Annotated in this window: 23 protein-coding genes; 12 read left to right on the forward strand and 11 right to left on the reverse strand. The window is 39.7% G+C overall.

The window, feature by feature from the left end; genetic code table 11:
- Nucleotides 1-135 precede the first annotated feature (135 nt).
- The 5 genes from HMPREF1321_RS04610 to HMPREF1321_RS12340 form a co-directional block, all read right to left on the reverse strand.
- Nucleotides 136-1,683 carry a DUF4301 family protein gene (locus tag HMPREF1321_RS04610; protein ID WP_009421608.1) on the reverse strand — a complete coding sequence of 516 codons (1,548 nt, stop codon included), beginning with the start codon at nucleotides 1,681-1,683 and terminating at the stop codon, nucleotides 136-138.
- Nucleotides 1,684-1,938: 255 nt separating this feature from the next.
- Nucleotides 1,939-2,130, reverse strand: coding sequence for a hypothetical protein (locus HMPREF1321_RS04615; protein WP_009419050.1), 192 nt, complete (start codon nucleotides 2,128-2,130; stop codon nucleotides 1,939-1,941).
- A 145-nt stretch (nucleotides 2,131-2,275) separates the two neighbouring features.
- On the reverse strand, nucleotides 2,276-2,407 hold the full coding sequence (locus HMPREF1321_RS04620; RefSeq protein ID WP_009421581.1) for a hypothetical protein: 132 nt from the start codon (nucleotides 2,405-2,407) through the stop codon (nucleotides 2,276-2,278).
- 27 nt (nucleotides 2,408-2,434) lie between these two features.
- Entirely contained in the window at nucleotides 2,435-2,557 is a 123-nt protein-coding gene (locus tag HMPREF1321_RS12335; protein ID WP_009421580.1) for a hypothetical protein, read from the reverse strand.
- Nucleotides 2,558-2,628: 71 nt separating this feature from the next.
- Entirely contained in the window at nucleotides 2,629-2,754 is a 126-nt protein-coding gene (locus HMPREF1321_RS12340) for a hypothetical protein (protein WP_009421598.1), read from the reverse strand.
- 763 nt (nucleotides 2,755-3,517) lie between these two features.
- On the opposite strand from HMPREF1321_RS12340, the gene HMPREF1321_RS04640 reads away from it, so the two are divergent.
- From HMPREF1321_RS04640 to HMPREF1321_RS04695, 12 genes are all read left to right on the forward strand, one after another.
- Entirely contained in the window at nucleotides 3,518-4,201 is a 684-nt protein-coding gene (locus HMPREF1321_RS04640; protein WP_009421587.1) for a hypothetical protein, read from the forward strand.
- A 33-nt stretch (nucleotides 4,202-4,234) separates the two neighbouring features.
- A complete protein-coding gene (locus tag HMPREF1321_RS04645) occupies nucleotides 4,235-5,089 on the forward strand; it encodes a prephenate dehydratase (RefSeq protein ID WP_009421603.1) in 855 nt (284 codons plus the stop codon).
- Between the two features lie 124 nt (nucleotides 5,090-5,213).
- Nucleotides 5,214-7,427 carry a S9 family peptidase gene (locus tag HMPREF1321_RS04650; protein ID WP_009421584.1) on the forward strand — a complete coding sequence of 738 codons (2,214 nt, stop codon included), beginning with the start codon at nucleotides 5,214-5,216 and terminating at the stop codon, nucleotides 7,425-7,427.
- A 25-nt stretch (nucleotides 7,428-7,452) separates the two neighbouring features.
- On the forward strand, nucleotides 7,453-8,856 hold the full coding sequence (locus HMPREF1321_RS04655; protein ID WP_009410808.1) for a peptide MFS transporter: 1,404 nt from the start codon (nucleotides 7,453-7,455) through the stop codon (nucleotides 8,854-8,856).
- Between the two features lie 473 nt (nucleotides 8,857-9,329).
- Nucleotides 9,330-10,877: a hypothetical protein gene (locus HMPREF1321_RS04660; protein ID WP_009421600.1), complete on the forward strand. Its 1,548-nt coding sequence runs from the start codon at nucleotides 9,330-9,332 to the stop codon at nucleotides 10,875-10,877.
- 12 nt (nucleotides 10,878-10,889) lie between these two features.
- Entirely contained in the window at nucleotides 10,890-11,474 is a 585-nt protein-coding gene (locus tag HMPREF1321_RS04665) for a hypothetical protein (protein WP_009419064.1), read from the forward strand.
- 17 nt (nucleotides 11,475-11,491) lie between these two features.
- Nucleotides 11,492-12,145 (forward strand): hypothetical protein, encoded by a 654-nt coding sequence (locus tag HMPREF1321_RS04670; protein ID WP_009421578.1) that lies wholly within the window; start codon nucleotides 11,492-11,494, stop codon nucleotides 12,143-12,145.
- An 88-nt stretch (nucleotides 12,146-12,233) separates the two neighbouring features.
- A complete protein-coding gene (locus HMPREF1321_RS04675) occupies nucleotides 12,234-12,701 on the forward strand; it encodes an IPExxxVDY family protein (RefSeq protein WP_009421586.1) in 468 nt (155 codons plus the stop codon).
- Entirely contained in the window at nucleotides 12,695-14,161 is a 1,467-nt protein-coding gene (pyk, locus tag HMPREF1321_RS04680; protein WP_009421609.1) for a pyruvate kinase, read from the forward strand. Before HMPREF1321_RS04675 ends, pyk begins: the two co-directional genes overlap by 7 nt.
- Nucleotides 14,162-14,424: 263 nt before the next feature.
- Nucleotides 14,425-15,417: a gliding motility protein GldB gene (locus HMPREF1321_RS04685; RefSeq protein ID WP_009421607.1), complete on the forward strand. Its 993-nt coding sequence runs from the start codon at nucleotides 14,425-14,427 to the stop codon at nucleotides 15,415-15,417.
- A 92-nt stretch (nucleotides 15,418-15,509) separates the two neighbouring features.
- Nucleotides 15,510-16,973 carry a bifunctional ADP-dependent NAD(P)H-hydrate dehydratase/NAD(P)H-hydrate epimerase gene (locus HMPREF1321_RS04690; protein WP_034575716.1) on the forward strand — a complete coding sequence of 488 codons (1,464 nt, stop codon included), beginning with the start codon at nucleotides 15,510-15,512 and terminating at the stop codon, nucleotides 16,971-16,973.
- Between the two features lie 56 nt (nucleotides 16,974-17,029).
- The gene (locus HMPREF1321_RS04695) at nucleotides 17,030-17,461 is read left to right on the forward strand and encodes a hypothetical protein (protein ID WP_009421573.1); all 432 of its coding nucleotides are present in this window, start codon (nucleotides 17,030-17,032) and stop codon (nucleotides 17,459-17,461) included.
- A 178-nt stretch (nucleotides 17,462-17,639) separates the two neighbouring features.
- Here the strand turns inward: HMPREF1321_RS04695 and HMPREF1321_RS04700 are convergent, their stop codons facing one another.
- From HMPREF1321_RS04700 to HMPREF1321_RS04720, 6 genes are all read right to left on the reverse strand, one after another.
- Nucleotides 17,640-18,254, reverse strand: coding sequence for a hypothetical protein (locus tag HMPREF1321_RS04700; RefSeq protein ID WP_009421602.1), 615 nt, complete (start codon nucleotides 18,252-18,254; stop codon nucleotides 17,640-17,642).
- A gap of 7 nt (nucleotides 18,255-18,261) precedes the next feature.
- Nucleotides 18,262-18,405, reverse strand: a complete 144-nt coding sequence (locus tag HMPREF1321_RS11990) for a hypothetical protein (RefSeq protein WP_009421596.1) — start codon at nucleotides 18,403-18,405, stop codon at nucleotides 18,262-18,264.
- A 107-nt stretch (nucleotides 18,406-18,512) separates the two neighbouring features.
- On the reverse strand, nucleotides 18,513-19,844 hold the full coding sequence (locus tag HMPREF1321_RS04705; RefSeq protein ID WP_009421604.1) for a DUF4302 domain-containing protein: 1,332 nt from the start codon (nucleotides 19,842-19,844) through the stop codon (nucleotides 18,513-18,515).
- A gap of 14 nt (nucleotides 19,845-19,858) precedes the next feature.
- Nucleotides 19,859-20,698, reverse strand: a complete 840-nt coding sequence (locus HMPREF1321_RS04710; RefSeq protein WP_009421606.1) for a putative zinc-binding metallopeptidase — start codon at nucleotides 20,696-20,698, stop codon at nucleotides 19,859-19,861.
- Nucleotides 20,699-20,740: 42 nt separating this feature from the next.
- Nucleotides 20,741-22,222, reverse strand: a complete 1,482-nt coding sequence (locus HMPREF1321_RS04715) for a RagB/SusD family nutrient uptake outer membrane protein (RefSeq protein ID WP_009421594.1) — start codon at nucleotides 22,220-22,222, stop codon at nucleotides 20,741-20,743.
- Nucleotides 22,223-22,236: 14 nt separating this feature from the next.
- Nucleotides 22,237-25,581, reverse strand: a complete 3,345-nt coding sequence (locus tag HMPREF1321_RS04720) for a SusC/RagA family TonB-linked outer membrane protein (RefSeq protein WP_034575717.1) — start codon at nucleotides 25,579-25,581, stop codon at nucleotides 22,237-22,239.
- Nucleotides 25,582-26,353: the final 772 nt, after the last annotated feature.

A 26,353-nucleotide genomic window follows, 5' to 3' on the forward strand; every position in this document is an offset into this window, starting at 1 on the left:
AAAATTGATTGTCAAGGTAATCAACTTTGCCAAAGGTGCAAGCCACACGGGCAAAAACTTTGGCAAAGTGTAGTGACGCAAATGCGATTTTAAGACTTTTCGAACAACCTCTTTTTTAATAGTATTAATTGTTAATTATCCTTGGTGAGTTTTCTTCAATAAATCGTTTACTACTTTTACGGGGTTGAAGGTGATGATAGGTACTTCTACGAAAAGGGTAATCCAGTGAGCCATAGAACCGTTCCACAAACCTGGCAATTCGAGAGCTTTTAGCGGTCTGCCCATAAAGGTTTTGGAGGTTATAAAGGCTTGGTTAGGGTCTACGTACTGTTGTAGATCGAATTTCTCGCCTTTGTAGTTCTTCGTGCCACAAACCAAATCTACGGGGTTAAAGTGAGTAGATTGCTGGAAAATTTCCTTTTGCTTGGCATCTGCCATATTCACCTGTGCAGATTCGATGATTTGTAAACTATAACCTTCACCATCTTTCACCCAGAAAGGACCTCCACCGGGTTCTCCTTCGTTCTTCACCATTCCGCATACGCGTATAGGGCGATTCAGTTGCTCTTTGATAAACTCCATAGCATATTGACGGCGGAATTTATAGAGATAATCGGGAACAGAGATATTGATTTCTTTGAGGAAATCGAGTATATGCTTAATCTCTTTCTTCTTAATCTTATCATTATCTATACGATGTAGGATTTTAAACACTTCGTCTTGTACTTCACATAGTTTTCCGGCGAGCGCTTCTTTGTAAAACACGGTCTCATCGGTATACTTTTTCACTACCACATTATCAATATTCTTGATGAAGATGATGTCGGCATCGATATCGTTGAGGTTGCTGAGTAGCGCTCCGTGACCCGCAGGGCGGAAGAGTAAATTGCCTTCTTCGTCGCGGAAAAACTCATTATCTTCGGTTACCGAAATTGTATCAGTACTTGGTTTTTGGTAAGAGAAAGTTACATCGAAAGTAATGTTATAGCGTTCTTCGAGTATAGGTTTGATATGGTTGAGTTCCTTATAAAAAGCTTCGGTATGTTGCTCGGTGATGGTGAAGTGCAGGTGGGCTTCTTCCTCATCGGAGGCATAAAGTACTGCTTCGCGGAAGTGCTCTTCAAAAGGAGTGGCGATTTTCTCGGAATGCTTATGGAAAGGTAGTAATCCCTTAGGCATATTGCCATAGCCCAACCCTTCTTCATTGAGAAGCGTATTGACGATGATGTGTTTTTGGATATCTTCGTTTAGTGAGGAAAAGTCGGGGTGATTTTTATCAATAGCAGCTTTTAAGATAGGATAAAAGGCAAAGCGTTCGAGACCTTCGAAGAAGGTTTTAACTTCCTTGTTACCTGTTCTATTGACATAAGCTATAAATGACTCACGGTCGGGTTCGAAATCGTCTCGGAAAGCGAAAAGAGCTTTAAACATACGGGTAGCCGCACCAGAGGCAGGTACGAATTTGAGGATAGTGTTACCTCGCTTTCGTTTTTGATAAATAGCAGCGTACTTGGCGGCTTCTTCTTTGCTGAGCGGAATAATACCATCGTCTATCACAGCGGCTTTATACAGTTGTATAGGAGGAATTCCTTGTTTGAATTGCGCTATTTGGGCATCGAGTATTTCTTCGGAGATCCCTTTTTTAATGAGCAATTGGCGGTCTTTTTCTGTTAATTCATTCATAATATAATAGTTTCGTTTAACATTCTAAAACTTACGATTGTTTTAGAGGACAAAGATATAAACAAAAAAAGATAAAAGCAAATAAAAAGCAAAAAAAAGTTTTTGGAAGATAAAAGATAAAACTTATGACAGCTGAGTATGTGGCAAATTAGAAAATTAGGAAATTAGAAAATTAGGAAATGAGAGAATGGAGCGTGAGCTTGTAGCTCACGCTGACGAAGGAACTCGGGGGTGTGAGCTATATGAGTATTCTTATTATTTAGTTTTTGAAATCACAGATTCTTCTGTAGTTATATCGGCTTTTGCACGGTCTCTTCCTATTTGAAAGCCTATGGTAAGGAGTATTGCTATCGCCCAAATAATAGAAAGTACCAAACGTCTTTCTTTATTTTTCTCGCGATAAGCACTGGCTAAAAAGATACATAAAAATACAATAACTAACCACATAATATAAGGGTTTAATGAGAGATATAATACAAAAATTCGCCTATAGCTTTCCCTAATCTATAAATAAAAAATAAGGATAAGATAACAGCTACAAGAGTTAGTCTTTTGTCACTAAGAATAAGGCGACGGACTGAGGTAAGAAAATTCATAAGTCTTTCTGGATATTCCCTACAAATTCTCCTAAGGCATAAAAAACGCCATATAAGAACCACCATAGTAGAATGGCTAAGAATATCATTTTGGGTATGGATACTGTTTCTGATTTTTTTGTTTTCATATTACAAACGAGTATTAATGTTAATAACTATTGTCCGAACAATCCTTCAAGGAAGCCTTGTTTGGCGGAAGTCCAGTTGTTGTACAGATAGGCGATTGCCATTAGTATTAGGAAAGCGCCTATAATTCGGTTTGGTTTTGATTTTTTCATATGCTTATTATTAAAATGTGAATTAAGGGAAATGTTGAGAGAGTCATCACATACAGGCATTATAAAATTTATCAGCGTTGTTTACCTTTTTCATACCCCTCATAAAAGGAGTTTAATAGACTGTCGATGTCTTGTGCTAAGAGAGCGACCAAAAGAGCTATAACTATTGCAATTAAGATTTTTGTACGTGTTTTCATAATGAATGTGATTAAAATTCGGTACAAAGGTAGTGAATTATTACTTATAAAACAAAAATAATGATGCCAATAATACTAAAAATGTCAATAATGCTAGAAATACTGATAATGTCAGAAATGCCAAAAATACTGATAATTAACTTTGCCAAAGTTTCAAACTTTGGCAAAGTGTATACCTCTAAAAGTGAGACATCTGAGCTATCGGAAGGAAACAGAAGAAATCGGAAGAGAAGAGGGAGAGTTTTTGATGAAAAAAGGGTGTAAGGAAGGTGGGGTTAGCTTATAGAGAGCTTATAGGAAGCTTATACGAATCTTGGACGATTGGTATAGAAAGAGTGTATAAGTATTTGACTCATAATATAATACAGCGATGCAAAAAATGGTAAAAAGAGGGTTTCGATACGAAAGAAAAGGAATCCTCACCCCGTCCCTCTCCCAAGGAGAGGGGGAATGTGGTGACGGAAAAAATAATGAAACCTCCCCCTTCTCACATACTCCGCTCTCGCGGGGCACATACCCAGCTATTGCTGGCTACCTTCAAAAAGGGGGAATTAGGGACGGAAAAGGGAAGAAATGACGAGGGACAAATGACGAGAGGATATCTGTTAGGAAGCGTTTTTGTAGAAAAAAGAACTATGTAAATAGGGATTGTGTAGGATATATAACGAATGTAAGAACTTACAGTGCTGGGGGTGAGAAAATATTTATGGGTGAGTTGCTAATTGATAATTATTTTCTATCTTTGCCGAAAATTTACCCATTTATGAATGTAAGATTTACTATACTCACTGCCACAATGTTTGCCTTAATGGCTTGTAATAACGGGCAACAGGAAATAGCTGTTGCCGAAGATGCTCTTGCTAACACTCAGAAAGCTGAGGAAGCACGCGATAAGAGCAACGAAAGAAATCCGTTTGGTGCGGGTGGGGCGAATTTTTCTAACAACGTATCGCTACCAGCTACACAGCAAGGAGCAAAGCTCAATCCGCCTCACGGAGAGCCAGGACACCGTTGTGATATAGCCGTGGGGGCTCCGCTACCTAACGACGGCAATGTGATAGCCCAAACGCAAACACAAGCACAGCCTGTGAGCAGTGCCGATGCTAAGCCCGTAGTTTCGGGAGGTATGCCACAAGTGCAACAGGTGCAGGTGGCACAACCTCAGACACAGCAAGGGGTGGCGACGAAGGGACAGAAACTGAATCCGCCTCACGGGCAACCAGGGCACCGTTGTGATATACCGGTGGGCGCTCCGCTGAACAGTAAGCCTGTGAAACAGCAAGCACCAGCTACGCCTAAAACGGTAGAACAACAAATAGTTATCGACCCGAAAATGGCACAACAGCACACGGGGACTACTGAACCGGGTTTTTCGGGGAAGCCTAATCCGCCTCACGGACAACCGGGACACCGCTGTGATATAGCAGTAGGAGCGATATTGCCATAAAAAGATGCGAAAGGGGTGATTTTTAATATGTAAATGAGTGAAAAAGTAGCAATACAGGGTATCAAAGGTTCGTTTCACTATCAGACGGCTGAGAGTTACTTTGGCAAAGATATAGAGGTGCTGGAATGTCGTACTTTTGATGCGGTAGTGAAAGCACTGCTGAAAGGCGATGCTGAGTGGGGCGTGATGGCTATTGAGAATAGCATTGCAGGAGCGATATTGCCTAATTATGCCCTTATAGACCGCCATAACCTGCACATTACAGGGGAGCACTATATGAACATACAGCACCACCTGATGGCGCTAGAAGGGCAACGCTTAGAGGATATTACTGAGGTGCATTCGCACTATATGGCACTGTTGCAATGTAAGGATTTCTTTCACGATTATCCTGATATACGACTGGTGGAATCTCCTGATACAGCTGAGGCAGCACGACAGATACACTTACAACAACTCAAAGGAGTAGCGGCTATTGCTTCGGCATCGGCTTCTGAGCTCTACGGCTTGCCTATTATTGCGGAAAGCATACAAACCATTAAGCGTAATGCTACCCGCTTTGTGGTACTCAGAACTACTGATGCACACCTACCCAAAAGAGATATCAATAAGGCGACGCTTAAATTCCAAGTATATGACAAGAGTGGTAGCTTGGCAACGGTGCTGAACGTGTTACGTGATTACGATATGAATATGACTAAAATACAGTCGTTGCCTGTAATAGAGACTCCTTGGAAATACGCATTCTTTGTAGATGTGGTGTTTGATAGTTATGCCCGATACCAACAAGCGATACAACTTTTGGATATTATGACAGAAGAGCTAAAAGTATTAGGGGAATATGAAAATAGGTTGAACAGTGAGAGCTATTCAAAATCAATCATATAGAAAATAAATATAAAAAAACAGATTAAAAGATAGCTTCTATATCAAAAATATTGACTAATATTGACCGCGAAATTAATAATCAAAGGTTAGAGGTTAATGATAAATGACAAAAGACTAATTAGAAATGGCGAATTATGAATTACAAAAGGTGGCTGTATTTAGACGCAATAGAGTGCACCAATACTTACATACCCAGCTTTTGTTGGCTTTATTTCTTAGCTTTTACTTGTTATCTGCACAGTCTATTTCTTTAGAGAATATCTGGACGCAACACGCTTTTTACCCCGAACGTATGTACAACTTGAAGGCACTGAAGAAAACCCCGCAATATACAGTGCTCGAATATAACCGTGATAAACATATTCAGGAAATTAACCTTTACGACTTTGCAACGCTCAGCAAAGTACAAACACTCTTTGAAACTAATGAAAGAGTGAATAGGATTGAGAGCTATGAGTTTTCTCCCGATGAGAAAAAGCTCCTCATCGCTACCCGAAAAGAGGATATCTACCGACATTCGTTTATAGCCGATTATTTCCTATACGACCTCGCTTCTGGCGACCTTAAAAAAGTGAGCGACAAGCGCATACAAGTCCCCACTTTTTCGCCTAATGGTAAGCAATTGGCTTTTGTATACGAAAACAACTTGTATTTATACGACCTTACGACGGGTGTGGAAACCCAAATCACTACCGACGGACAGAAGAACGCTATCATTAATGGTACTGCTGATTGGGTGTACGAAGAAGAGTTCGGGATTGTGCGATTGTTTGCTTGGAATGCTGATGGTACACAATTAGCATTTATACGTTCAGATGAGCGCAAAGTACCTGAGTTTTCAATGGACATTTACGGTTACGACCTCTATCCTACGCCTTATACTTTCAAATATCCCAAAGCAGGGGAAGCTAATTCGGCGGTGAGTTTGCATATCTATACTGTGGCTGATAAATCGGTGGCTGAAATACCCTTGAAAGCCTATTATATCCCACGTTTGCAATGGACAAACGACCCTCATAAGCTGACGGTACAAACTCTCAATCGCCACCAAAACGATTGGCAACTCTTGCAAGTGAATAGCCAGACGAAGGCAACGACTTCCTTAGTGAAGGAAACCAGCACGACTTATATAAGCATCAACAAGGAGATACTATTTTTACCCGATAATAGTTTTATTTACCAATCGGAGAAAGATGGAAATAACCATTTTTACTACTGCAATGCCAAAGGGAAATTAGTACACCAGCTCACGCGTGGTAACTGGGAAGTAACCGATTGCTATGGTTACGACCCTAAAACCCAACAGCTGTTCTACCAATCTACCCAGACGGGCTCTACTCGCCGAGGACTCTATGCGGTAAACCTCAAAGGCAAAGCCCCTCGCGCGCTTTCTACTGAGGCAGGAACAAACAAAGGCACATTCAGTGGCGATTATACAATGTATATTCACGCTTTTGCCAATGCCACTACGCCTCCACGCTATACGCTAAACGATACCAAAAGTGGTAAGCAACTCAAAGAAATTGTTACCAATGCCGAATACGCCCAACGATTGAAAGCTTATAATTTGCCCGAAAAAGAGTTTATGGAACTGAAAACTGCTAAGGGTACTTTCAATGCTTATATGCTTAAACCTAAAGATTTTGACCCTAAAAAGCAATATCCGCTCTTGATGTACCAATACTCAGGGCCAGGTTCACAAGAAGTAGCCGACCAATGGTGGGAGATGAATGACTTTTGGCACGCAATGCTCACCCAAAAAGGATATATAGTGCTATGTGTAGACGGAAGGGGCACAGGTTACAAAGGAGCAGATTTTAAGAAATGTACCTATCAGCAACTGGGTAAATACGAAGTAGAAGACCAAGCCGATGTTGCTCAGCTTGTAGGCGATTATCTTTATATAGACAAGAGCAGAATAGGTATTTGGGGTTGGAGTTTTGGTGGGTTTATGTCGTCTAACTGTCTGTTTCAAAAAGGCGATATATTTAAAATGGCGATAGCAGTAGCCCCTGTTACCAATTGGCGTTTTTACGACACTATTTACACCGAGCGTTTTATGCGCACCCCCCAAGAGAACGCAAAAGGTTACGACGAAAATTCACCGTTGTTTCACGCTGCCAAACTCAAAGGTAAATACCTGCTCATTCACGGTAGTGCCGACGACAATGTACACGTGCAAAATGCAATGGTGCTCATCAATACCTTGGTGAGTTTGCAAAAAGATTTTGATTGGTTAATTTACCCCGATAAGAATCACGGTATTTACGACAACACAGGTAGCACACGCTATCAGTTATATACAAAAATGACGAATTTTATCATAGAAAATTTATAAACAAACTTTTTAATTTATTAAATAAATGGATACAAACGTAGAAAATGCGAAAAAGAAGCACCCTAAGGGGCTTTATTTGGTGTTCCTAACAGGTATGTGGGAGCGTTTCAGTTACTATGGAATGCGTGGTATTTTGATGCTATACCTCACCAAGACGTGGCTTGAAGGCGGTTTGGCTTTCGATAAAGCTACAGCGAGTCTTATCTATGGCTTTGCCACAGGACTTACCTATTTCACTCCACTGATTGGCGGTTGGATAGCCGATAACTTTTTAGGACAACGCAGGGCAGTATTGTTAGGGGGACTCATAATGTTCTTCGGTGAGTTTGCGTTGTTCTCTATAAACACTCACTTTGGCTTATATTTAGGGCTATTTTTGTTGATTATAGGTAACGGGTTCTTCAAACCGAATATTTCAGCCTTGGTAGGAGGACTCTATGAATCAGGTGATAAACGTTTAGACTCGGCTTTCTCGATTTTCTATATGGGTATTAACTTAGGGGCTTTCTTAGCACCACTCATTACAGGATTCCTTACTGATAACATCTTTGCTACTCACGGTGTAGATGCACAAGGAAAAGAAATAATCCTTTCTTACGGGTATAGATATGGATTCTTGGCAGCTGCTATCGGGATGCTTATAGGAGAGTTGATATTTGTTTTCTTTGCACAGAAATACTTAGGCGACCTTGGATTGCAACCAAAAGGTGGTAAGAAGAAAGTACAAGAACTTTCGGAAGCCGAAGTGCAAAAACCACTTACCAAAGAAGAAAAAGAGCGCATTGCTGTTATCTTTATCTATTTCTTCTTTGCCATCTTCTTTTTTGCAGGATTTGAGCAAGCGGGCTCTTCGCTTACTCTTTATACCGATAACTATATCAACAGGACGGTGATGGGCTTTGAAATTCCTACTGCTTGGTTCCAATCAGTAAACCCATTGTTCATTGTATTATTAGCACCGGTATTTGCATCGTTCTGGGGTACTAAAATGGGACAACGTCTCACTACTCCGTTTAAAATGGGAATGGGAATGATACTCTTAGGGGTAGGGTTCTTCTTTATGCTTGGTGCTGTTTACGAGCGCGGAGGCTCCATAGGGGTAGACCCTAAAGATATAGCAGTGAAAGCGAGCTTAGCTTGGTTGGTGCTTACTTACCTTACTCATACCATTGGTGAATTGTGCTTATCACCCGTAGGACTTTCTACGGTTACAAAACTTTCACCTCCGCGTTTAGCAGGACTTATGATGGGTGTTTGGATGATGGCTGCTTTCTTCGCCAATGCAGCAGGAGGAGTGATTGCTTCTTACGTAGAGAAACTTGGGGCAAGCGTAGTATTTGCTGCGGTTTCAGGATTTGTAATCCTCTGCGGTTTAGGAATGATACTCCTTAACAAGAAACTTCAAGCGATGATGCACGGAGTAAAATAGTGCGAGCGTGTGAGCCACACAGGCGCGTACGAACCGTATAAGTTATATAATAAAGGCTGTCCTATTTTAGGACAGCCTTTTTGTTATATATATTCGGAGTTATCGGACGATTCGGACTTGTTGGACGGAGGAAAGACAAGATTGAAGGCTTTATTGGGGAGCGCTGAGGGGATAGAAAGATATCGGAAAAGAACGGAAGAAGGGAGGGAGGGTTTTTGATGAAAAAAGGGTGTAAGGAGGGTGGGGTTAGCTTATAGAAAGCTTATAGGAAGCTTATACGAATCTTGGACGATTGGTATAGAAAGGGTATGTAAGTAGTTGGTAGTGAATAGTTAAAGGAGAAGGATTAGGAGGTGATAAACGAGAAGAAAAACGAAAATAAAACAAAGGACAATGAGATGTGTCCTGAAAATTGTTTTTTGGTATTGTGTGTTATTTTTGTATTTTTGCACCGAAATAAAAGAAGAAGCTATATGAAAAGAATTTTTTTAAGTACAATTTTGTTGTCATTTATCATTACTAGCTGTAAGAAAGATAATGACACATTTGTAGAAGACCAAAAAAACGAAGAACCACAACAAACTCTTGTAACCGATGGGGTAGTTGGAGGACGTTACCAGTTTTCTTCCTCAGAGAGTTTATCTAAAATGATGGGGGAATTGAGAAATGATGAAGAACTTTTAGAAAAAAAGATGAAAGAACTTTATTTAAAAGGATTTCGTCCTAAATATCCTATAGGGGATATAGAAAATGACCCTGAACTCATAAAACTTTATGAAGGAAGACCAGATACGGTTGATGATGAAACAGAAGAGGAGAAAGAGGAAGAAAATATGATTTCTGACCCTCTTTTAGCTTCTTTTATTGATGAAAATAATGAAATAGTTGTAAAAGACACTTTATACAAGTTTACTACAAGAGGAGTTTTTTCTTCTCATCTAAAGGATTCTCTTAAACTTAAAAACTATCTAAAAGATCGTCAACCTCAACTTTCAGCTGAGGAATTATTAAAACTTCGGGAGACTGCTTCTGGAAAACAGCAAGTAGCAGACGGGGTATACAGATTTATAGCTCCTATCTCTGAATTAGAGAGAAACAATATTAAAGAAGAGCAAAAAAGAATAGCAAACTTAACGCCAGCTAATGAATTACAACCTATTATTGATGGATTGCCTATAACAAGAGGAGATAGAAATTGGTTTCTTCATAGAATATTTGGAGAAAGTAGAGTCGCAACAGAGCATTTTGACAGAAGACATCGTGTGAAAATAGAATTTTTTAATCAAAACTACGGATTTTATAAGTCAGTAGGTATTTCAGTAAGAAATCAAACACGTCGCTTTAGGATATGGTGGGCATCAAAGGCTAATGAAGTAGTTTTAGGAATTAATTATATTTATATGACATACAAAATGCCTACAGCCCCTCTTAAAGAGTTACAAGCGGCTAAGGATGAAAATGAGTTTATTATACTTGCTTACAAAGGAGATTTTTACTTTCACGCACAAAATAATTATTTAAAATCAACTTTTAAAGTAGAGGAAGCAAAACTTCCTTTTATAAAATATAATAATGAAAAATTACTTACAATTTATATTCCAAGTGTCGCTGGGTATAAAATAGACTATGAAAAAGAGCTTTTTGTATCAGATTTATTGTCACAAAAAAATATTGCAACACTCTATAAAATGGGTTTTGATTTTCTGAGAAATATAGGTTCAAAAGATAAAGAGTTTGCTGTGGTTAGAACCCCTCAGTTTGAAGATGAAATAGAAGCAATGTATTTTGCAGAACGTTACCAAGGTGAGAATACAAATAAGAAAAAAATACATCTAAGCACTGACTATGGATTTCTTCTTACCTTTACAAGTTCTGTTGACAAGAAGGGAGGTAAATGGTATAACAATTTTGGAGTAAAACCTCCCGAATTAAGAGAATATAAGACTGTAAAATATGATTTTTACGGTATGGCAAGAGTAGGAGGTACTTGGAGAGGTGTGAGAATGGTTTATGAAAAATAAAAAGAGATTATTATGAGAAAAATAGTTTATATAATATTTTTTTTAGTACTTCCATATTTAGTAAAAGGACAAAATCTTGAAGACAAACGTTGGTTTTCACAAGCTGAGGTAAACCTTACGGTACCCAATAAAGATAAATCTATTTATTCTTTTAATACAAAGACAGCAAATATAAAAGGAAATGAAGATATTGTATTAAAAACAAAAGTAATATATTCCACGGATTTTTCTATGAATTATTTACTCTTTGAGAGATTTAGCATAGGAGCATTAACAGGGATAAATCATTTCAGAAATCCTATTGCTACAGCTTTAAAATTAGGAGGTGTCATACGATATGAGCTTATTGAAGACTCTTTTGGGTATGTCTTTGCTCAGTTTTCTGGTTTTTTTCCTTTACATAACGTAAAAATTTCAACAGGAGAGGCAAAGATAGGATTGAGTATACCTCTTCTTGTTGAAGAATCATACAGTGTCGGGGTTATTCTACACGCTTCTTATACAAGTTTTACCCCTGCTAAACCCTTATTTGCTGATGAAACACCGGACTTAGTAGAGTATCGCGGAGTCGGTTTTGGCTTTGGGATACGGTTTTAAAACTTAATAATTATAGAATGAAAGAAATACTTTATATAATACCTTTTTTTGCTGTGGGATTGGCTACGGCACAGGAAAATATGGAAAGCACATCGGTTATAGGAAATGTAAGCACGGAAACTATAACGCAAGTAGTGCCTGAGAAAGAAAGTAGGTGGTTTTATCAAGGGGAATTAAGTTTTACTTTTCCTCGAAATGGTGGCGCAAAATACTCTTATAGCTGGTTAAACTCTCGTACGAATTTGTATGAAGGCGACGAGGCATTACTAACTGAGAAGCCTATTATCTCAAGTGATTTTACAGTAAATTACCGCTTGTTTAGGATATTGAGTGTAGGGGCTGTGGGAGGCTTTACACATTTTCAAAACCCTGTAGCCTCAGGATTAAAATTGGGTAGTATACTCCGTTTGAACCCTGTGAAGAATTATCAGGGAAATATTTTTGTTCAAGTAGCTGGCTTTTTGCCTTTGAGCACCCTAGTAAAACCATCTATGGGGGAAGTGAAGGTGGGGCTGTCCATTCCGTTTTTAGTGAGAAACAAGTATAGTATGTTTTTATCGGCTTATACTTCTTACACGAGTTTTGACGTAGCAGAACCTCTCCTTTGGAGTGAAACTCCTGAGATGATGGAGTATAGAGGGATAGGGTTTAGCTTTGGAGTGCGGTTTTGATAGTAGAAGAAGCTATCGTGTTAAATTTATCAATGGTTAATTGCTAATTGTGAATTGTTTTGTATCTTTGCACCCGAAATGAGTGGTTATGGCAAAACTGAAGCTATCGACAGAGTTTTTTTGCGATTATAAACTTATCGCTCTTCACACCCATTTGGAAGACTATCAGTTGGCGTATTTCTTAAATAAAACGCTACATTTGCAGTTGGCTAAGACAAAAGGGAAGGCTTGTTTGACGATGCCTTCGGGAGGACAGTTTTCTTATTATACTTGGGAGGACACCTCTGCGGATATTACTTGGCATTGTATAGCTAACAAACTGCAAGACACAAAAGCTCCTACCGCTGTGGTTACCCTTTTTGAAGAACTGCCACAGGTGCAATATTTGGTTGAGAACGAAAAGAAGGTGGATTACTTTTTGAAGATAGATACTGAAGGGCGGGTGGATATGCCGAAAATTTTAAATCGGCTTCGTGAAGTTCCTGCCACTACCGCACGAGAAATAGCAATTGATACCCTAGATAAAAAATATAAATTGATTTTTCAAGAATGTTAAATACAAAGAAAACAAAGATTGTAGCGACCTTAGGTCCAGCGACCGAGAGTCCTGAGGTGATAAGAGATATGATGGTTGCAGGGGTAAATGTATTCCGCATCAACTTCTCGCACGCCGATTACGACGATGTGCGCAACCGCGTGCAAATGATTCGCCAAATCAACGAAGAAAACGGCTTTCATACAGCTATCCTCGCTGACTTACAAGGTCCTAAGTTGCGAGTGGGGGTAATGGAAGACGACGCTACGGTATACCCTGGTGACCGAGTTACTTTCGTTACCGGAGAGCCCTTCGTAGGCAACAAAGAGCGTGTGTATATGAACTACAAAGAGTTTCCTACCGATGTGAACCCCGGAGAACGCATCTTGTTAGACGATGGGAAACTCATCTTTGAAGTAGAATCCACCAACCGCGAAGACGAGGTAGTAGCGGTAGTAGTGCAAGGCGGTCCGCTGAAATCTAAAAAGGGCGTGAACTTGCCTAACACCAAAGTTTCGCTTCCTGCGCTTACCGAAAAAGACGTGCGTGATGCCCTTTTTGCTATCACACAAGACGTAGACTGGTTTGCGCTCTCGTTTGTGCGTCACCCCGAAGACATTCAGGATTTAAAAGACCTCATCGAAGAAAATGCTGGACACCGCATTCCTATCATCGCTAAGATAGAAAAGCCAGAAGCCTTGGTGAATATCGATAAGATTATGGCGGCTTGCGACGGTATAATGGTGGCTCGTGGAGACCTTGGGGTAGAAATCCCAGCGGAAGAAGTGCCTCTTATCCAAAAGGAATTGGTGCGCAAGGCTAAATCACACCACATTCCGGTAATCATCGCTACCCAAATGATGGAAAGTATGATTTCGAGTTTGACACCTACCCGTGCTGAGGTAAACGACGTAGGAAACTCGGTAATGGACGGTGCTGATGCGGTGATGCTTTCAGGCGAAACTTCGGTAGGAAAATACCCTGTACAGGTAATCCAACAAATGACTCGCATTATCAAAAGTGTAGAGGATTCGAATTTGATACAAGTACCACTTGTTACACCTTTTATCCGTTCGTTGCGCTATGTAACTAACACTATCTGTTTTCACGCAGCCAAGATGGCGAACGACACCAATGCCAAAGTGATTACTTCGCTTACAAACAGTGGGTATGCTGCTTTCCGCATTTCGTCGTACCGACCTAATTCGCACATTCTCATCTTTACTGCCAACAAGCGTATCCTCACCCAGTTGAACCTCTTGTGGGGGGTAACTACTTTCTACTACGACCGCTTTGTCTCTACTGATGAGCTTATTGAAGACATTAACCACATTGCCAACGAAAAAGGCTACGTGGATATGGGTGATATAATGATAAGTCTCGTGTCGATGCCAATGCAAGGCAAGGGAATGGTAAACACTTTGCGCGTATCGGAAATCGACTCGTGTGCGGTGAATTTTGAGAAGAAAAAGAAGAAATAATTTTAGAGGGTTAATATTTGAGAAAGGTCGTTTGGCAAGGTGCTGAACGACTTTTCTTATTATTGGTTGCAGTACGACAGGCGATTACTTGGGTGAGCTGGACTGGTTATACGAGGATGAAGGCAGACAACTAATTGTTAAATTGATAAATTTGCTTTATCTTTGCACCCAAAGAGGAACAGATATGCAGTTTTTTGGTGTGGGATAATAGCCGATTTGGACAATAATCTAAGAGCTAAAACTAACGACTAATAACAAATACTATGATAAAGAAAATATTTATTTTTACAAGTCTGCTATTAGCAATGGCTTGTAGCGACAAAAAAGAGAAAGAAATAGCAGCGATTCCGATGGACTTTGGTTGGATACGCCTTGATTCGCTCTTTATGAAAACTCCCGATGCAAAAATGGGTGAGTTAAGTGCACAGTATCCTTATTTTTTTACTCAGAGCGTTACTCCCGAAGAGTGGTGTGAGATACGAAAGGGTTCTATCTTCCCTGATATTCCTGCTTTTGCGAATTTGCATTATGCCGATTTATACGGAGAAATTGAAAAGAGTGTAGGTACACTTTCTGCTGAGAAGAAAGAGATTAGGAACTTGTTTCAGCATATTAAGTACTATTTCCCCAAGTTTGAGCCACCTAAGGTTGTGATGCTCATCAGTAGGGTAGCTTATGAAACCCGAGTGATTTATGCCGATAGCCTCTTACTTATCGGTACAGATAATTACTTAGGAACTCAACACAAATACTACCAAGATATGGATAAATACATCAGTGCTGATTTAGACAAGAAAAACCTTGTGATAGATGTAGCTGATGCTTTTGCCGATAAACTCGTACCTCGTGGGATACACCTCACTTTCTTGGACAATATGATTTACGAGGGCAAGAAGCTCTATTTAGAAAGCGAGTTATTACCCAAAAAAACACCCGCTGACCTTTTGCGGTATGATGCGAAGAAGTATGCTTGGGCTGAGGCAAACGAAGCTGAGATATGGCGTTATTTTATAGAAAAAGAATTGCTGTATCAAACAGATAAGAAACTACTCACCCGTTTTTTGTATCCAGCGCCTTTCTATAAGTTTTACTTAGAATTAGACAACGAATCACCAGGACAAATAGGTAGATTTATAGGGTTACGCATAGTACAAGCCTATGCTAAAAATCACAAAGAGGAATCTATGTTGAAAATCTTAGCAATGAAACCCGATGAGCTCTTTAAGCAATCACTCTATAAACCTGATAAGAATTAAAAGCGAGTTACGCACGCAATTTAATTTAGAAATTAGCAGATTAGTAGATTAGCAAATGTTTTGATTAGCTAACATCTTTTTACTTTGGAGAAATGAAAATTCTAAACACACAACAAATGCGCGAAGCTGATGCGCATACTATCTCTGCTGAAGGTATCACCTCGTGGCAACTGATGGAGCGCGCCGCAACCAAACTCTTTGAGTGGATAAAAGAACACCTCCCCAAAGAGCGAACTGTTACTGTATTGGCAGGTACGGGAAACAACGGAGGAGATGGTCTCGCTTTGGCGCGTATGCTCATAGCTGATGGTTGGCAAGTGAATATTTATCTACTTTGTTTCAGCGAACACCTATCGCCCGATTGTCAGCAGAATAAAGAGCTCTTAAAAGCACAAGGAATTGCGATTGCCAAAATACGAGCCGAACAAGTAAATAATATTACGTTTGGTAAGATAGTGATAGATGCTGTTTTTGGCATTGGACTCAACCGTCCAGCTCCTAAATGGGTACAACAAATATTTCGGAATTTAAACGACTCTAACAGCTATATATTAAGTGTAGATATGCCCTCGGGTCTTTCTACCGAACGCATTCTGTCTCCCCAGGAGATTTGGGTACACCCTCACCAAGTGCTCACTTTTCAAGCCCCAAAATTGCCTTTCTTCTTTCCCTCCACAGGTTGCTATATCCGTAAGTGGGAAGTACTCAACATAGGTTTGGACGAGCATTTTTTAAAGACTCTTCACCCAGATTTCTACTATCTCGAATCCGATATACAGCAATTACAACGACGACGAGCCAAATTTTCGCACAAGGGTACTTATGGGCACGCGTTGCTTGTCGGGGGAAGTTATGGTAAAATAGGGGCAGTAGTGCTTAGCGGAACAGCCGTATTGCGCGCAGGGGCAGGTCTGCTTACCGTTGCAATTCCCCAATGTGGTTATAATATACTGCAAACTGCTCTGCCCGAGGCGATGGTACTCACCTGTGAGGAAGAAAAACACTATAAGACAGCAGAGATTCCTTTTACACCCTCTGCCATAGGTGTGGGTATCGGTTGGGGTACGCATCCCGAAACCGCCTCAGCACTCTTTGGTCTTTTTCAGCAGTACCCCGATATTCCTTTTGTAATAGACGCCGATGCGCTGAATATTCTCGCTCAACATCCTGAACAATTAAAAAACCTTCCCAAAAATGCAATTCTCACACCACACCCCAAGGAATTAGAGCGTCTTATAGGTAAGTGGGACGACGACCTGCACAAGCTCACCAAAGCTAAAGCCTTTGCTAAAGAGTACAAAGTAATACTTCTCATCAAAGGAGCCTACACGATGATAACCGATGGAGAAAAGTATTGGATAAATTCCACTGGAAATGCAGGAATGGCAACGGCAGGTAGTGGCGATGTGCTTACCGGAATGCTTACGGGCTTACGAGCTCAGGGTTATAGTGCGGTAGAAGCTGCTTGCTTAGGTGTTTTTTTGCACGGTTTACAAGGTGACCGTGCAGCAAAAAAAATGGGTATGGAACGCCTTATTGCACGCGACCTTTTATAGTCTTGGCACGGTTTTTGTCTATATGTTAGCAGTTTATCATTAAAAACTCACAAATAATGAAAAGACTTATCCTAAGTATGGCAGTAATAGCAACGTTTCTCACCAGTTGTGGCAACAGCAAAAATGCTGTGAGTTACACTCCCGCTGAGAACTATTTTGTCAATAATACTTTCCAGAATACAAAAGTAGAAACTTTAAAAATCGACTCACAAGCTGATTTTGACCGTATCTTTGGAGGTGCTACTACTATGACGGCGCGCCCCACCGCTATTGATTTCAGCAAACAGAGCGTTTTAGCTATTGTGGCTCCAGCTAGCAATAAGGAAGTAAAAATAGTGGTAAAAGCCTTAGAAACCACACTTACAGGTGGTATTTTGGTAAAATATACCATAGATGAAGGTAAAGATTTAGGCTATACAGCCCAGTCTTCTGAAATACTTATCGTAAACAAAACTGATAAAGAAGTAGAGTTTAGAGAAGTATTTTAAACCATAGAAAAATCCCATCGCTATTATTTTATATAACAATAGGGGAGACAGTTTACATAAACTGTCTCCCCTCTCTTTTTGATTAATATCAGTCGGATATAACCAAATACTATTTCCTCTTTTATATCGCTATACTCCCCTCTTTACGACCCTTGCATCTGCGAGAACTTACGCTATTTTAAAGCGTATAAATATAACTAAAATTGATGACAGCGTGGTAACGAGTAATGTAGTTACCTTTGTTCCAAAAAGAGCCTCCTATTTCGCCAAAAATTGCTAATTTGCTATGATCGGAAGCGTATAAATCTATTCCTCCAAAAAGATGATAACCGAGATTGGCAGTACCTCCTATCCAACCTTTGTTGTTCACATCCTGAGTTTTAAATTCTCGCCACAAAGGAGCGCTGAGATGAAGTCCGGCACCTGTAACAATACCAATATTAGGGCTCACAGGAGTAACCACAGCTAATCTCAAGGGCACATCAAGGGTAGAGACTCTGAGCATTGCGTAGTTACTTTCACTTTGCTGAAAACTTCCTTGTGAAAACTCGCTGACTCCAAACCCCATTTCAAAGCGGAAGTTTTTTTCAGGAGAGTAGAGCACTCGCATTTGTCCGCGTAGCAAATCACCTCTCATTTGGAAATCACTGCTCACCATTTCAGCAAGCCCTAATCCTGCATCGAATTCACAAGACCATTTCGCATACGGAATGCTATCTTTAGCGGTTCCTTTTTCTTGGCTAAAAGCACTAACAGTAGCGCATAATAACAGGGATAATAATAACTTTTTCATTTGTTTTTTATTTAGGTGTTAGTACTGTTTTTATTTTCCAAATAGATAGTACAATAAGCAGTAATAGGGCAGTAATGCCTATTACTGAGGGCTCATAGAAAATATGGGTAATGAGCAGGAGTACAGCTACTATAAGGATAAATTTGTACATTTAGGTTAGAGTTTTAGAGGTTAAATAACTTTGCCAAAGTGTGAAACTTTGGCAAAGTGTGGTGATGCAAAAATAATCTTGAAACTTTTTATACAGTTTATTTATTTTTATCTCATTTGTGCATAATAAGGAATATTATTCTCTGGGGTATTAGCACTTTGTAAGGTATAAGCAGGATTGGTATAACGTCCGATTCTTTTAGAAAGTTTGGTTACATAAAAACCATCAGAGGCTATATTTGCGAAATAATCCATAGCAGACCGTGCTCTTTGTAAAACTGTACTATTAGCAGGAGCCTGCCATTGAGCAGATAAAGTATTTTCTGCTTTATTCTTGAGATAAAGACGTTTGTTTCTTAACTCATAATCAAAAGTTGCTGTGTAATACGCTTCTGTTCCACTAAAGTTATAACCTAAAGCTACAAGACATTTTGTGCCTTGAAAAACTAATTGTGTTCTTGTGAAATCGGTAGTGCTATTTACTTTTAAGACATTTTCATAGAAAGGAGTACTTGTAATATTTGTATATTTTTTCATTTCATCTGTAAGTAAGATGAATGCTACTATTTTTGTATTAACATCTTTATAATCATCTGTAACAAATACATCAGGAGGTGTTAATGAAAAATATACTTCTGCCGTTACCCCGTCTACGGTGGCTTTATAGGTAGGAGGGGTGGTACTATCATCACGGGTTAGTTCAGTAAACTTCTTGCCTTGTATAGTAAGGGCAGGTTTAAAGGCTACTCCTGTTTTAGTAGCCATTGTCGAAGCTAATGAGGGTGTATTAGAGTTGAGAGGTGCTACCCCTATAAGCCCGTTTTGCATACCAATTTCATAATCAGTACTAGTGCCATTAGCAGTTACTTTCATATAATAATTAGACATATTCTCAACCAAGGTACTGAGATTACTTGAAAGCGTAGTAATGTCTGTCCAATCTTGTGCTGTAGCGGGTTCGAAATATACAAACTGCTCAGTAGATTTGCGCTGGGTTTTGAATTTAAGTTTGTTCCCCTCTTTACCATAATAAATAAATTCGAATTCCCCTGCATACCCTTTACCTCGTATTCCTTGCATTGCATCTGCTAATTCGTGAATATAATTTTTAGTGGTGAAAGCAAGCATAGTACCTTGTCCCTCTTGTATTTCATATTTACTGGTGGTAGGAGAGATTGTACTACTATTGAAATCGGATACCATTGTTACAAGACCTTCGGGGGTAAACTTCATCAAAAAATGGTAGCCACCAAATACGCCTTCTTTAGTAAAATAGGTAAGTTTCCAGCCTTGCTGAGCAGTAGTAAGTTCTTTACGCAATTCGGCTTGACTTTCTTCAAAACGTTCCGAAGGGTTCTTGTCGAACAAGCTATCGGGTTCGTTCTTTTGGCAAGCAACCAGTGTTGCCAATACTATTAGTGTGAATATTATCTTTTTCATCGTTCATCAGGTTTTTATTGTAATACAGAAAGCATTTGTTCTTCTACTTTGGCTTGTAGTGCGTAAAAGTCTATATTCCATTCGCTTTTAAAATAGGCTACTACAAATTCTTCTTTCTTGCGAATAGCTTCTTTAGCCTTGGTATCTGTAATAGCCTCTACTTTAGCATCCCAAGCAGTTTTGCTCATCCCAAGCATTGTAGAGGTCATTTCGGCAAAGTCTTCTACATCATTGGCTCTAGCATAATTGGTAATAAAGCCCAACTCGTTAGCTTCATCATTTCTATAGTTTGCCCAAACGGAGGTATAGTTGGGGGTTATTTTGCCAAACTCAGTAGAATAGGGTTTTTTCTGGTTGATAATATGGCAATACTCGTGCTGAATGGTATGAAAATACCGGCGAGTGCCAACGTGATTGGTAAGGTCGAGCTGGTCGACATTAAAAAGAGTAATTTTCATACCACTATCGGCAAAACCAAGAGTAATTGTACCGTTTTCATTAACGTTATAACCTCCTACCAATGAAATTTGTCTTGGAGCCACTTCTTTTATAAAGTTAGCTCCTGCTATTTCGGAATAGCTATCTATCCAAACCTTTTTAACTACTTCAAGCATAGGTTTTATCTTGCTTTCGGTAGGGGGATATAGAAACTTGTTAAACTCGAAATCGGAATCTTTCCAGTTGTAAGTAACTATAATGTTATAAGGTTTTTGGAAATTGTTGTATATATAAGTATCCAATTCAGTTTGAGCTGTTACTTTGGTTTTAAGCACACTTTTATCACTAAGTGTCTCTTTTCTGTTGCAAGCCACTAACAAGAGAGTGAACATTGCTATAAAGTATATCTTTTTCATACAATTGTCAATTGTTAAATTATTAATTGATACTTGTTTTTTTTATCTTGGATTAGGAGTAATACCTGCAGCCAAGGCGTCTTCGGGTATTTGCAACTCACGACGCAAATCGCCTTTGTTGAGTTCTAAGGTTTGGTTCCCCTTTTGGTGAATTACTTTTAAACCAAAACGTTTAATATCGAACCAGCGCAATCCTTCGAAAACAAATTCTATACGGCGCAAATCGAGCAGACATTGCAACATTTGGCGCTGAGGAGTGGTAAGTGTATAAGCAGGAGAGAGCTCAGTACCTTTTCCGTTGTATTTGGTATTAAGAGCTGTTTCGGTAATGTTACTTACATCGAGTGTTTCCCCTGTTTTAAAAGGTAAATACACTTTTAGGTCTTCGATAAACTTAGCTGTTTGCCCTGTCATTACATAGGCTTCCATACGGTTAAGCAGGGCTTCGTCATAAAGCAAGAGAGTAGCCATTCCGTAGGGGTAACCTGTACCTGCTGAAACGTTGTCTACTTTAAAATATTCTTGATATTTAGGAATATTCTGTACATTCTCATTACCTCCTTGGAAATCATATGCCCAAGGCATATTAAGTGGGTGTAAGCTTCTTTGCGACAAATAGACAGATAAAGTAGCCGTCATCCCGTATTTATTACGACTAAGGTTTCTTTGATATTTGGAAGAGGCTCCTGTAATCAAAGCGTTGGAAGGCTCACTGGTACTACTGTATTGCGCCTGACGTTGCAAAGTGGTAAGGGTATTTATCTTGTTTATATCGCGTACTTTGGCAGCAGGATTACTACCAAGAGCTTCATTGGCGTGTGCAATAACTTTAGCCCATTCTCCTTTTACTAAGTAGAAACGAGTAGCAAAAATATGAGCAGCTTCTTTGGTAAAGTGGAATTTGGGCTTGCTATACGAGGTATTATCGATAAGAGGTAAGCCCTCTTCGAGGTCTTTTTCGATAGCCTTATAGTATTCTTCTACCGACAAGCGTGTGTACTTAGCAAATACTACTTTCTCGGCAGCGGTTACATAAGGTAATCCTAAATCGGAAGAGGCGGTAGCAGGGTTGTAGGGCTTACACCACAACAGCCCCAACATAAAATGGGCGTAAGCGCGTGCTACGAGTGCTTCTCCTTTGAGGTAATTAAGAGAGGAACCTCCACCTAGTTTTTCTACGGCTTCTAAGGCGTGGTTAGCAGAGGCTATGGCACCCCAAGCTGCCTTCCAATAGAAAGTAGGAGCATCCCATCGGGTTTCTTTGCTATCTTTCCACTGGTAGAGTTCTGTGTTTAAGATAGAAGTTTCGGTAAGACTTATTTTATCACCTGCATTATCACTCATTGTTTCGGCAATATCCATATACAAAGCATCAGGATAGGCACTTACCAAGAGTTCTTGTACTTTTTCGGGAGTATCGATTTCGGTACGAGTATCAGGGACTTCGTCTAAGAATTTATCACAAGAAGCGAATAGTAATCCTATGGCTACTATTCTTGTGGTGGTATATAGTATATTTTTCATCGGTGTATTCATTTTTAGATTCCTAAATTGATAGTAAATGTATATTGAGCACTTACAGGATAGGCAACCCCACCAGTGCGGAAGAACTCGGGGTCTTGCCCGTTGAGGTCTTTATGGGCATAAATCAAGAACGGATTGGTGGCTTGTAAGCGCAAGGTAAGATTGTTTACGTGCAAGGCATCTAATACGTCTTTGGCAAAAGTATAAGAAAGACTCATACTTTTCATACGAATGAAAGAGCCATCTACTACACGGGCAGTAGAATGGTTGTAGGCATTGTACACGCGACGCAAAGTATCTTCTCCCACCTCATTCAGAGTGAATTTAGAAGGAATAGAAGGTATATTAGTTATTTTTTCGTCACCTGTTCTTACCCATCGGTTTTTCATTTCCTTAGGGAATACACTGAGGTCGTTGTAATCTACAGTATATTGGTCTGCTTTGCGTATTTTGTTACCAGCTGAAGCCGTAATCAAAAAGCTGAATTCCCAATTTTTATATTTGAAAGTATTGGAGAGCCCAGCGGTGAGATTAGGTTCTACCGCTCCTTCTTTTTTGAGATAAGAAAGGATATCTTGACGATTTTGGAAATCAATATCTGCATAATCGGTACTGCCATTGCGCAAGTTAAACACAGGGAGACCTTTATCATTTAACCCTCTGAAATCATAAGAATACAAAGTGTTGCGGGCACCTCCTACTACATTTCCTCCTACTTCGCGCACTAAGTTAAATACATTAGGCTTGTATAGAAGGCTTGTAATTTCTTGGTTGAAATAAGCGAAATTGATACCTGTATTCCAGCTAAAATCATCAGTTTTAATGTTTTTAGTATCCAAAGCGAGTTCAATACCTTTTGTTACCATTGTGGCATTGTTGGCTAATTTGATAATTTCACCACCAATACCTGAGGTGCGAACATAGTCAATTAGGTCTTTAGAGTTCTTTTGATAAAGGTCTAATGACAAGTTGATACGGTTTTTAAACAAGCCGAGTTCTATACCTACGTTAGTTTCGTATACTTTTTCCCAAGTAAGTTCACTGTTTTGTAGGGACTTAATAGCAATCATACTTTCTCTATCGGCAGAGTTATAACGATTGGCAATACTATTTTCGAAGATAGCCAAAGCGTTGCTAGCAGCTCCTAACCCAGCGATAAGTCCGTAGCTAAGGCGGAAAGCAAGGTTTGAGATGGTGTTATTATCTTCGAGGAATTTCTCGTTGGAAGCGTTCCAACGGGCACTTGCATTCCAAGTAGGTAACCAGCGAGCAGAGCGACTACGCCCTAATTGGTTAGAACCTTCATAGTTCAGTGTACCAGCAAAAACATAGCGGTTATCATAGGTATAGGTACCTTGCAAGAAGAAAGCTATACCACGCTCTTTGGTGTATGATTTGCCAAAATAAGGAGTATTTTCTTGTATCGCTTTTTGAATAATGCGATAATCGGTAAAGGCGGTTCCTCCACGTGCAAACTGATAGCCATATCCGTTGAAGAAAGAGTTGTCGCGGTCGGTATGGCGATACTCTTGTCCTAAGAATACTTTTAGGTCGTGTACGTCTTTAAACAAGCGTTTGTACTCTAAGGCATTGCGGAAGTAATAACTTTGCAAGTTGTTTTCAGTGCGTTTGTATATACCTCCATTAGGCAATGCTACTTGAGGAAGGGCATCAGGGTCGGCAGGATCAGTAAATAAGAAAGGATTGGCTTTGGTTACAACAGTAGTCTGATTGGCGCGGTAAGCCCCTGCTACGTTAGAATCTTCTCTCATAGAGTGCTCGTTTGAACTCTTTACGTGGCGTACAGAGCCAAGGAAATTATACTTCAATCCTTTGGCGAGTTTTACTTCTAAGTCACCTTGAATTTTATACTCAAGCACATTCAAATCCATATAGTTATTGGCGAGCTCGTGCAAGATATTCATAGGAGCATAGTTATAACGGTAAAACTCGTACTTACCATCATCGCCATAAGGTCGCAAAGCACGAGTGGTGTTAAGCGCATAGCTAAAAGGGTTGATATCAAAATCACGTTCATAACTTCCTGTTACGGCATTAGTAGCACGGCTATAGGTACCAGGAGCTTTTTGGGTACGGATAGAGCCTTGTGTAAGCACCCCTATCTTTACGCTGGGTGAAAGCGTATAGGTGGTTTTGAGGTTACCAGTTACACGGTGCACACGGTCAGCAATTGTCCAACCGGGGTCTACAAAGAAACCTACTGAACCATATACCGTTGCATTTTCACCCCCACCTGAAAGGCTCACCGTATGGTTTTGAGTGAGCGACGGACGGAAGAGCGTTTTAAACCAATCAGTATTGGCGTATTCATATTTGCGCAAGAAAGCAACCCGTGCTGCATCGGTATTTTCGAGTAAGAAAGTGCCTGTAGCGGGATTAAAGGTATCGATAGCACGATACATTATATTGTAAGCCCCACCGTAACGCGCTTGGGTATGAGAAGAAAGCGAGAAGTAGCCTTTGCGTTCCAACTCTTGATATACGTCCATTGTTTCTTGAGAGTTCATAATGTCGTACTGATTATAGTTAGGAATCATACGTACGGACTCTTCTAATTGGTAGTTTATCTGTGTTTTTACGTTTTTCTTACCACTTTTGGTAGTGATAATCACGGCACCGTTTAGAGCACGTGCTCCATAGAGAGAAAGAGCTGAGGCGTCTTTGAGGATTTCGATACTCTCAATATCGTTCGCATTGATACCAGAGATAGCCGAACTCACCAAAGTAGAAGCATCACCAGAGGCGAGCTGTTCGAAGGTTAGCGGTACTACCTCTTCTTGTACAGCACCATCTACTACCCATAGCGGTTTGGTATCGCCGAAGATAGATGAGCCCCCGCGAATGGTAATTTTAGGTGAAGTACCAAAAGTACCAGAGATGTTCTGCACGTTTACCCCTGCGGCACGACCTTCGATCATACGACCTACATCGACTACGCCGTCCATTTTGATATTGTCGGCTTTGAGGGTTTGAGCATTACCCGTAAACTTAGAACGGTCGAACTCTTGGTAACCAGTAACGACTACCCCTTTAAGTTCAGTTACGTTCTCTTTAAGGACAACGTTAATCACTTTGGCAGTACCTACTACTTTCTCTACTAAGGCGCTCCCCAGCTGAGAAAAGACTAATACGGCGCTGTCATTGGGTACTTTAATGGAGTATTTGCCATCGAAATCGGTGGCGACCCCGTGAGAAGTACCTTTTACCTGTACTGAGGCACCGGGTAGTGGAGTGCCTGCTTCATCTTTTACTACCCCTGTTACGGTGCGTTCTTGGGCAAAGGCAACACCAAAGAACAGCACAGTGCATAACAGTGCATACATCAATTTTTCTTTCATCGCTATTATATTATTTCGTTCAATTAATTTTGCAAAGGTTCAGAAAAAAAAATTATAAAAGCAAATTTTATGGGTAATTTTTTTCTATGTTAAATAACCAAATGTGTATAATTTCCTGATGCTATTTTTTGAATAAAACAAGTGCATTTTCTGAAAATACCCTATTTTTTTTCATCATTTCGCTGAATTCTTTGCAATATTTTCAGAGAATCGCCAAAAACATTGCGTTTTTTTCAGTTTTTTACATATTATTTTGCAAAATACTTATTTTCAAGTATATAGAGGCTTATAATTCGCTTTTAAGTGCTATTTATTAGACTGTAACTTTCTGTGAAATTTAACTTTTTTTAACATTTTAGAGTATTGTTCTTTTATTGAAATTGAAGTGTTTTTAGGCTAATGAGAATTTGAGTAATTAGTAAATTAGGTGTGAACCGCACGGGCGGAAGAAAATTAGGAAATAAGAGAATTAGAAAATTAGGAAATGAGGAAAAGAGGTACGAGTCGCACGGGCAATTTTTTGGAGCATCAACTTTGGCAAAGTTTTAAACTTTGCCAAAGTTTGAGATGAAAAAGCGATGCGTTGGGGCTGTTAGGGGCATTCGGAAGGAAACGGAAAAGTTCGGAAGAGAGTTGAGAGGGGTTTTGATGAAAAAAGGGTGTAAGGAGGGTGGGGTTAGCTTATAGAGAGCTTATAGGAAGCTTATACGAATCTTGGACGATTGGTATAGAAAGGGTGTATAAATAATTGATTAATAGCTTAATACAACAA

The organism is Capnocytophaga sp. oral taxon 412 str. F0487 (genome assembly GCF_000271925.1).
GTDB classification, from domain to species: Bacteria; Bacteroidota; Bacteroidia; order Flavobacteriales; family Flavobacteriaceae; genus Capnocytophaga; species Capnocytophaga ochracea.

Excerpts from the sequence above, each read along its gene's own strand:
- HMPREF1321_RS04685 (WP_009421607.1), top strand. The coding sequence starts at position 14,425 with ATGATAAAGAAAATATTTATTTTTACAAGTCTGCTATTAGCAATGGCT.
- HMPREF1321_RS04715 (WP_009421594.1), bottom strand. The coding sequence starts at position 22,222 with ATGAAAAATATACTATATACCACCACAAGAATAGTAGCCATAGGATTA.
- HMPREF1321_RS04660 (WP_009421600.1), top strand. The coding sequence starts at position 9,330 with ATGAAAAGAATTTTTTTAAGTACAATTTTGTTGTCATTTATCATTACT.
- HMPREF1321_RS04695 (WP_009421573.1), top strand. The coding sequence starts at position 17,030 with ATGAAAAGACTTATCCTAAGTATGGCAGTAATAGCAACGTTTCTCACC.
- HMPREF1321_RS12335 (WP_009421580.1), bottom strand. The coding sequence starts at position 2,557 with ATGAAAAAATCAAAACCAAACCGAATTATAGGCGCTTTCCTAATACTA.
- HMPREF1321_RS11990 (WP_009421596.1), bottom strand. The coding sequence starts at position 18,405 with ATGTACAAATTTATCCTTATAGTAGCTGTACTCCTGCTCATTACCCAT.
- HMPREF1321_RS04610 (WP_009421608.1), bottom strand. The coding sequence starts at position 1,683 with ATGAATGAATTAACAGAAAAAGACCGCCAATTGCTCATTAAAAAAGGG.
- HMPREF1321_RS04665 (WP_009419064.1), top strand. The coding sequence starts at position 10,890 with ATGAGAAAAATAGTTTATATAATATTTTTTTTAGTACTTCCATATTTA.
- HMPREF1321_RS04720 (WP_034575717.1), bottom strand. The coding sequence starts at position 25,581 with ATGAAAGAAAAATTGATGTATGCACTGTTATGCACTGTGCTGTTCTTT.
- HMPREF1321_RS04655 (WP_009410808.1), top strand. The coding sequence starts at position 7,453 with ATGGATACAAACGTAGAAAATGCGAAAAAGAAGCACCCTAAGGGGCTT.
- HMPREF1321_RS04675 (WP_009421586.1), top strand. The coding sequence starts at position 12,234 with ATGGCAAAACTGAAGCTATCGACAGAGTTTTTTTGCGATTATAAACTT.
- HMPREF1321_RS04690 (WP_034575716.1), top strand. The coding sequence starts at position 15,510 with ATGAAAATTCTAAACACACAACAAATGCGCGAAGCTGATGCGCATACT.
- HMPREF1321_RS04615 (WP_009419050.1), bottom strand. The coding sequence starts at position 2,130 with ATGTGGTTAGTTATTGTATTTTTATGTATCTTTTTAGCCAGTGCTTAT.
- HMPREF1321_RS04620 (WP_009421581.1), bottom strand. The coding sequence starts at position 2,407 with ATGAAAACAAAAAAATCAGAAACAGTATCCATACCCAAAATGATATTC.
- HMPREF1321_RS04645 (WP_009421603.1), top strand. The coding sequence starts at position 4,235 with ATGAGTGAAAAAGTAGCAATACAGGGTATCAAAGGTTCGTTTCACTAT.
- HMPREF1321_RS12340 (WP_009421598.1), bottom strand. The coding sequence starts at position 2,754 with ATGAAAACACGTACAAAAATCTTAATTGCAATAGTTATAGCTCTTTTG.
- HMPREF1321_RS04700 (WP_009421602.1), bottom strand. The coding sequence starts at position 18,254 with ATGAAAAAGTTATTATTATCCCTGTTATTATGCGCTACTGTTAGTGCT.
- HMPREF1321_RS04670 (WP_009421578.1), top strand. The coding sequence starts at position 11,492 with ATGAAAGAAATACTTTATATAATACCTTTTTTTGCTGTGGGATTGGCT.
- HMPREF1321_RS04650 (WP_009421584.1), top strand. The coding sequence starts at position 5,214 with ATGGCGAATTATGAATTACAAAAGGTGGCTGTATTTAGACGCAATAGA.
- HMPREF1321_RS04640 (WP_009421587.1), top strand. The coding sequence starts at position 3,518 with ATGAATGTAAGATTTACTATACTCACTGCCACAATGTTTGCCTTAATG.
- pyk (WP_009421609.1), top strand. The coding sequence starts at position 12,695 with ATGTTAAATACAAAGAAAACAAAGATTGTAGCGACCTTAGGTCCAGCG.
- HMPREF1321_RS04705 (WP_009421604.1), bottom strand. The coding sequence starts at position 19,844 with ATGAAAAAGATAATATTCACACTAATAGTATTGGCAACACTGGTTGCT.
- HMPREF1321_RS04710 (WP_009421606.1), bottom strand. The coding sequence starts at position 20,698 with ATGAAAAAGATATACTTTATAGCAATGTTCACTCTCTTGTTAGTGGCT.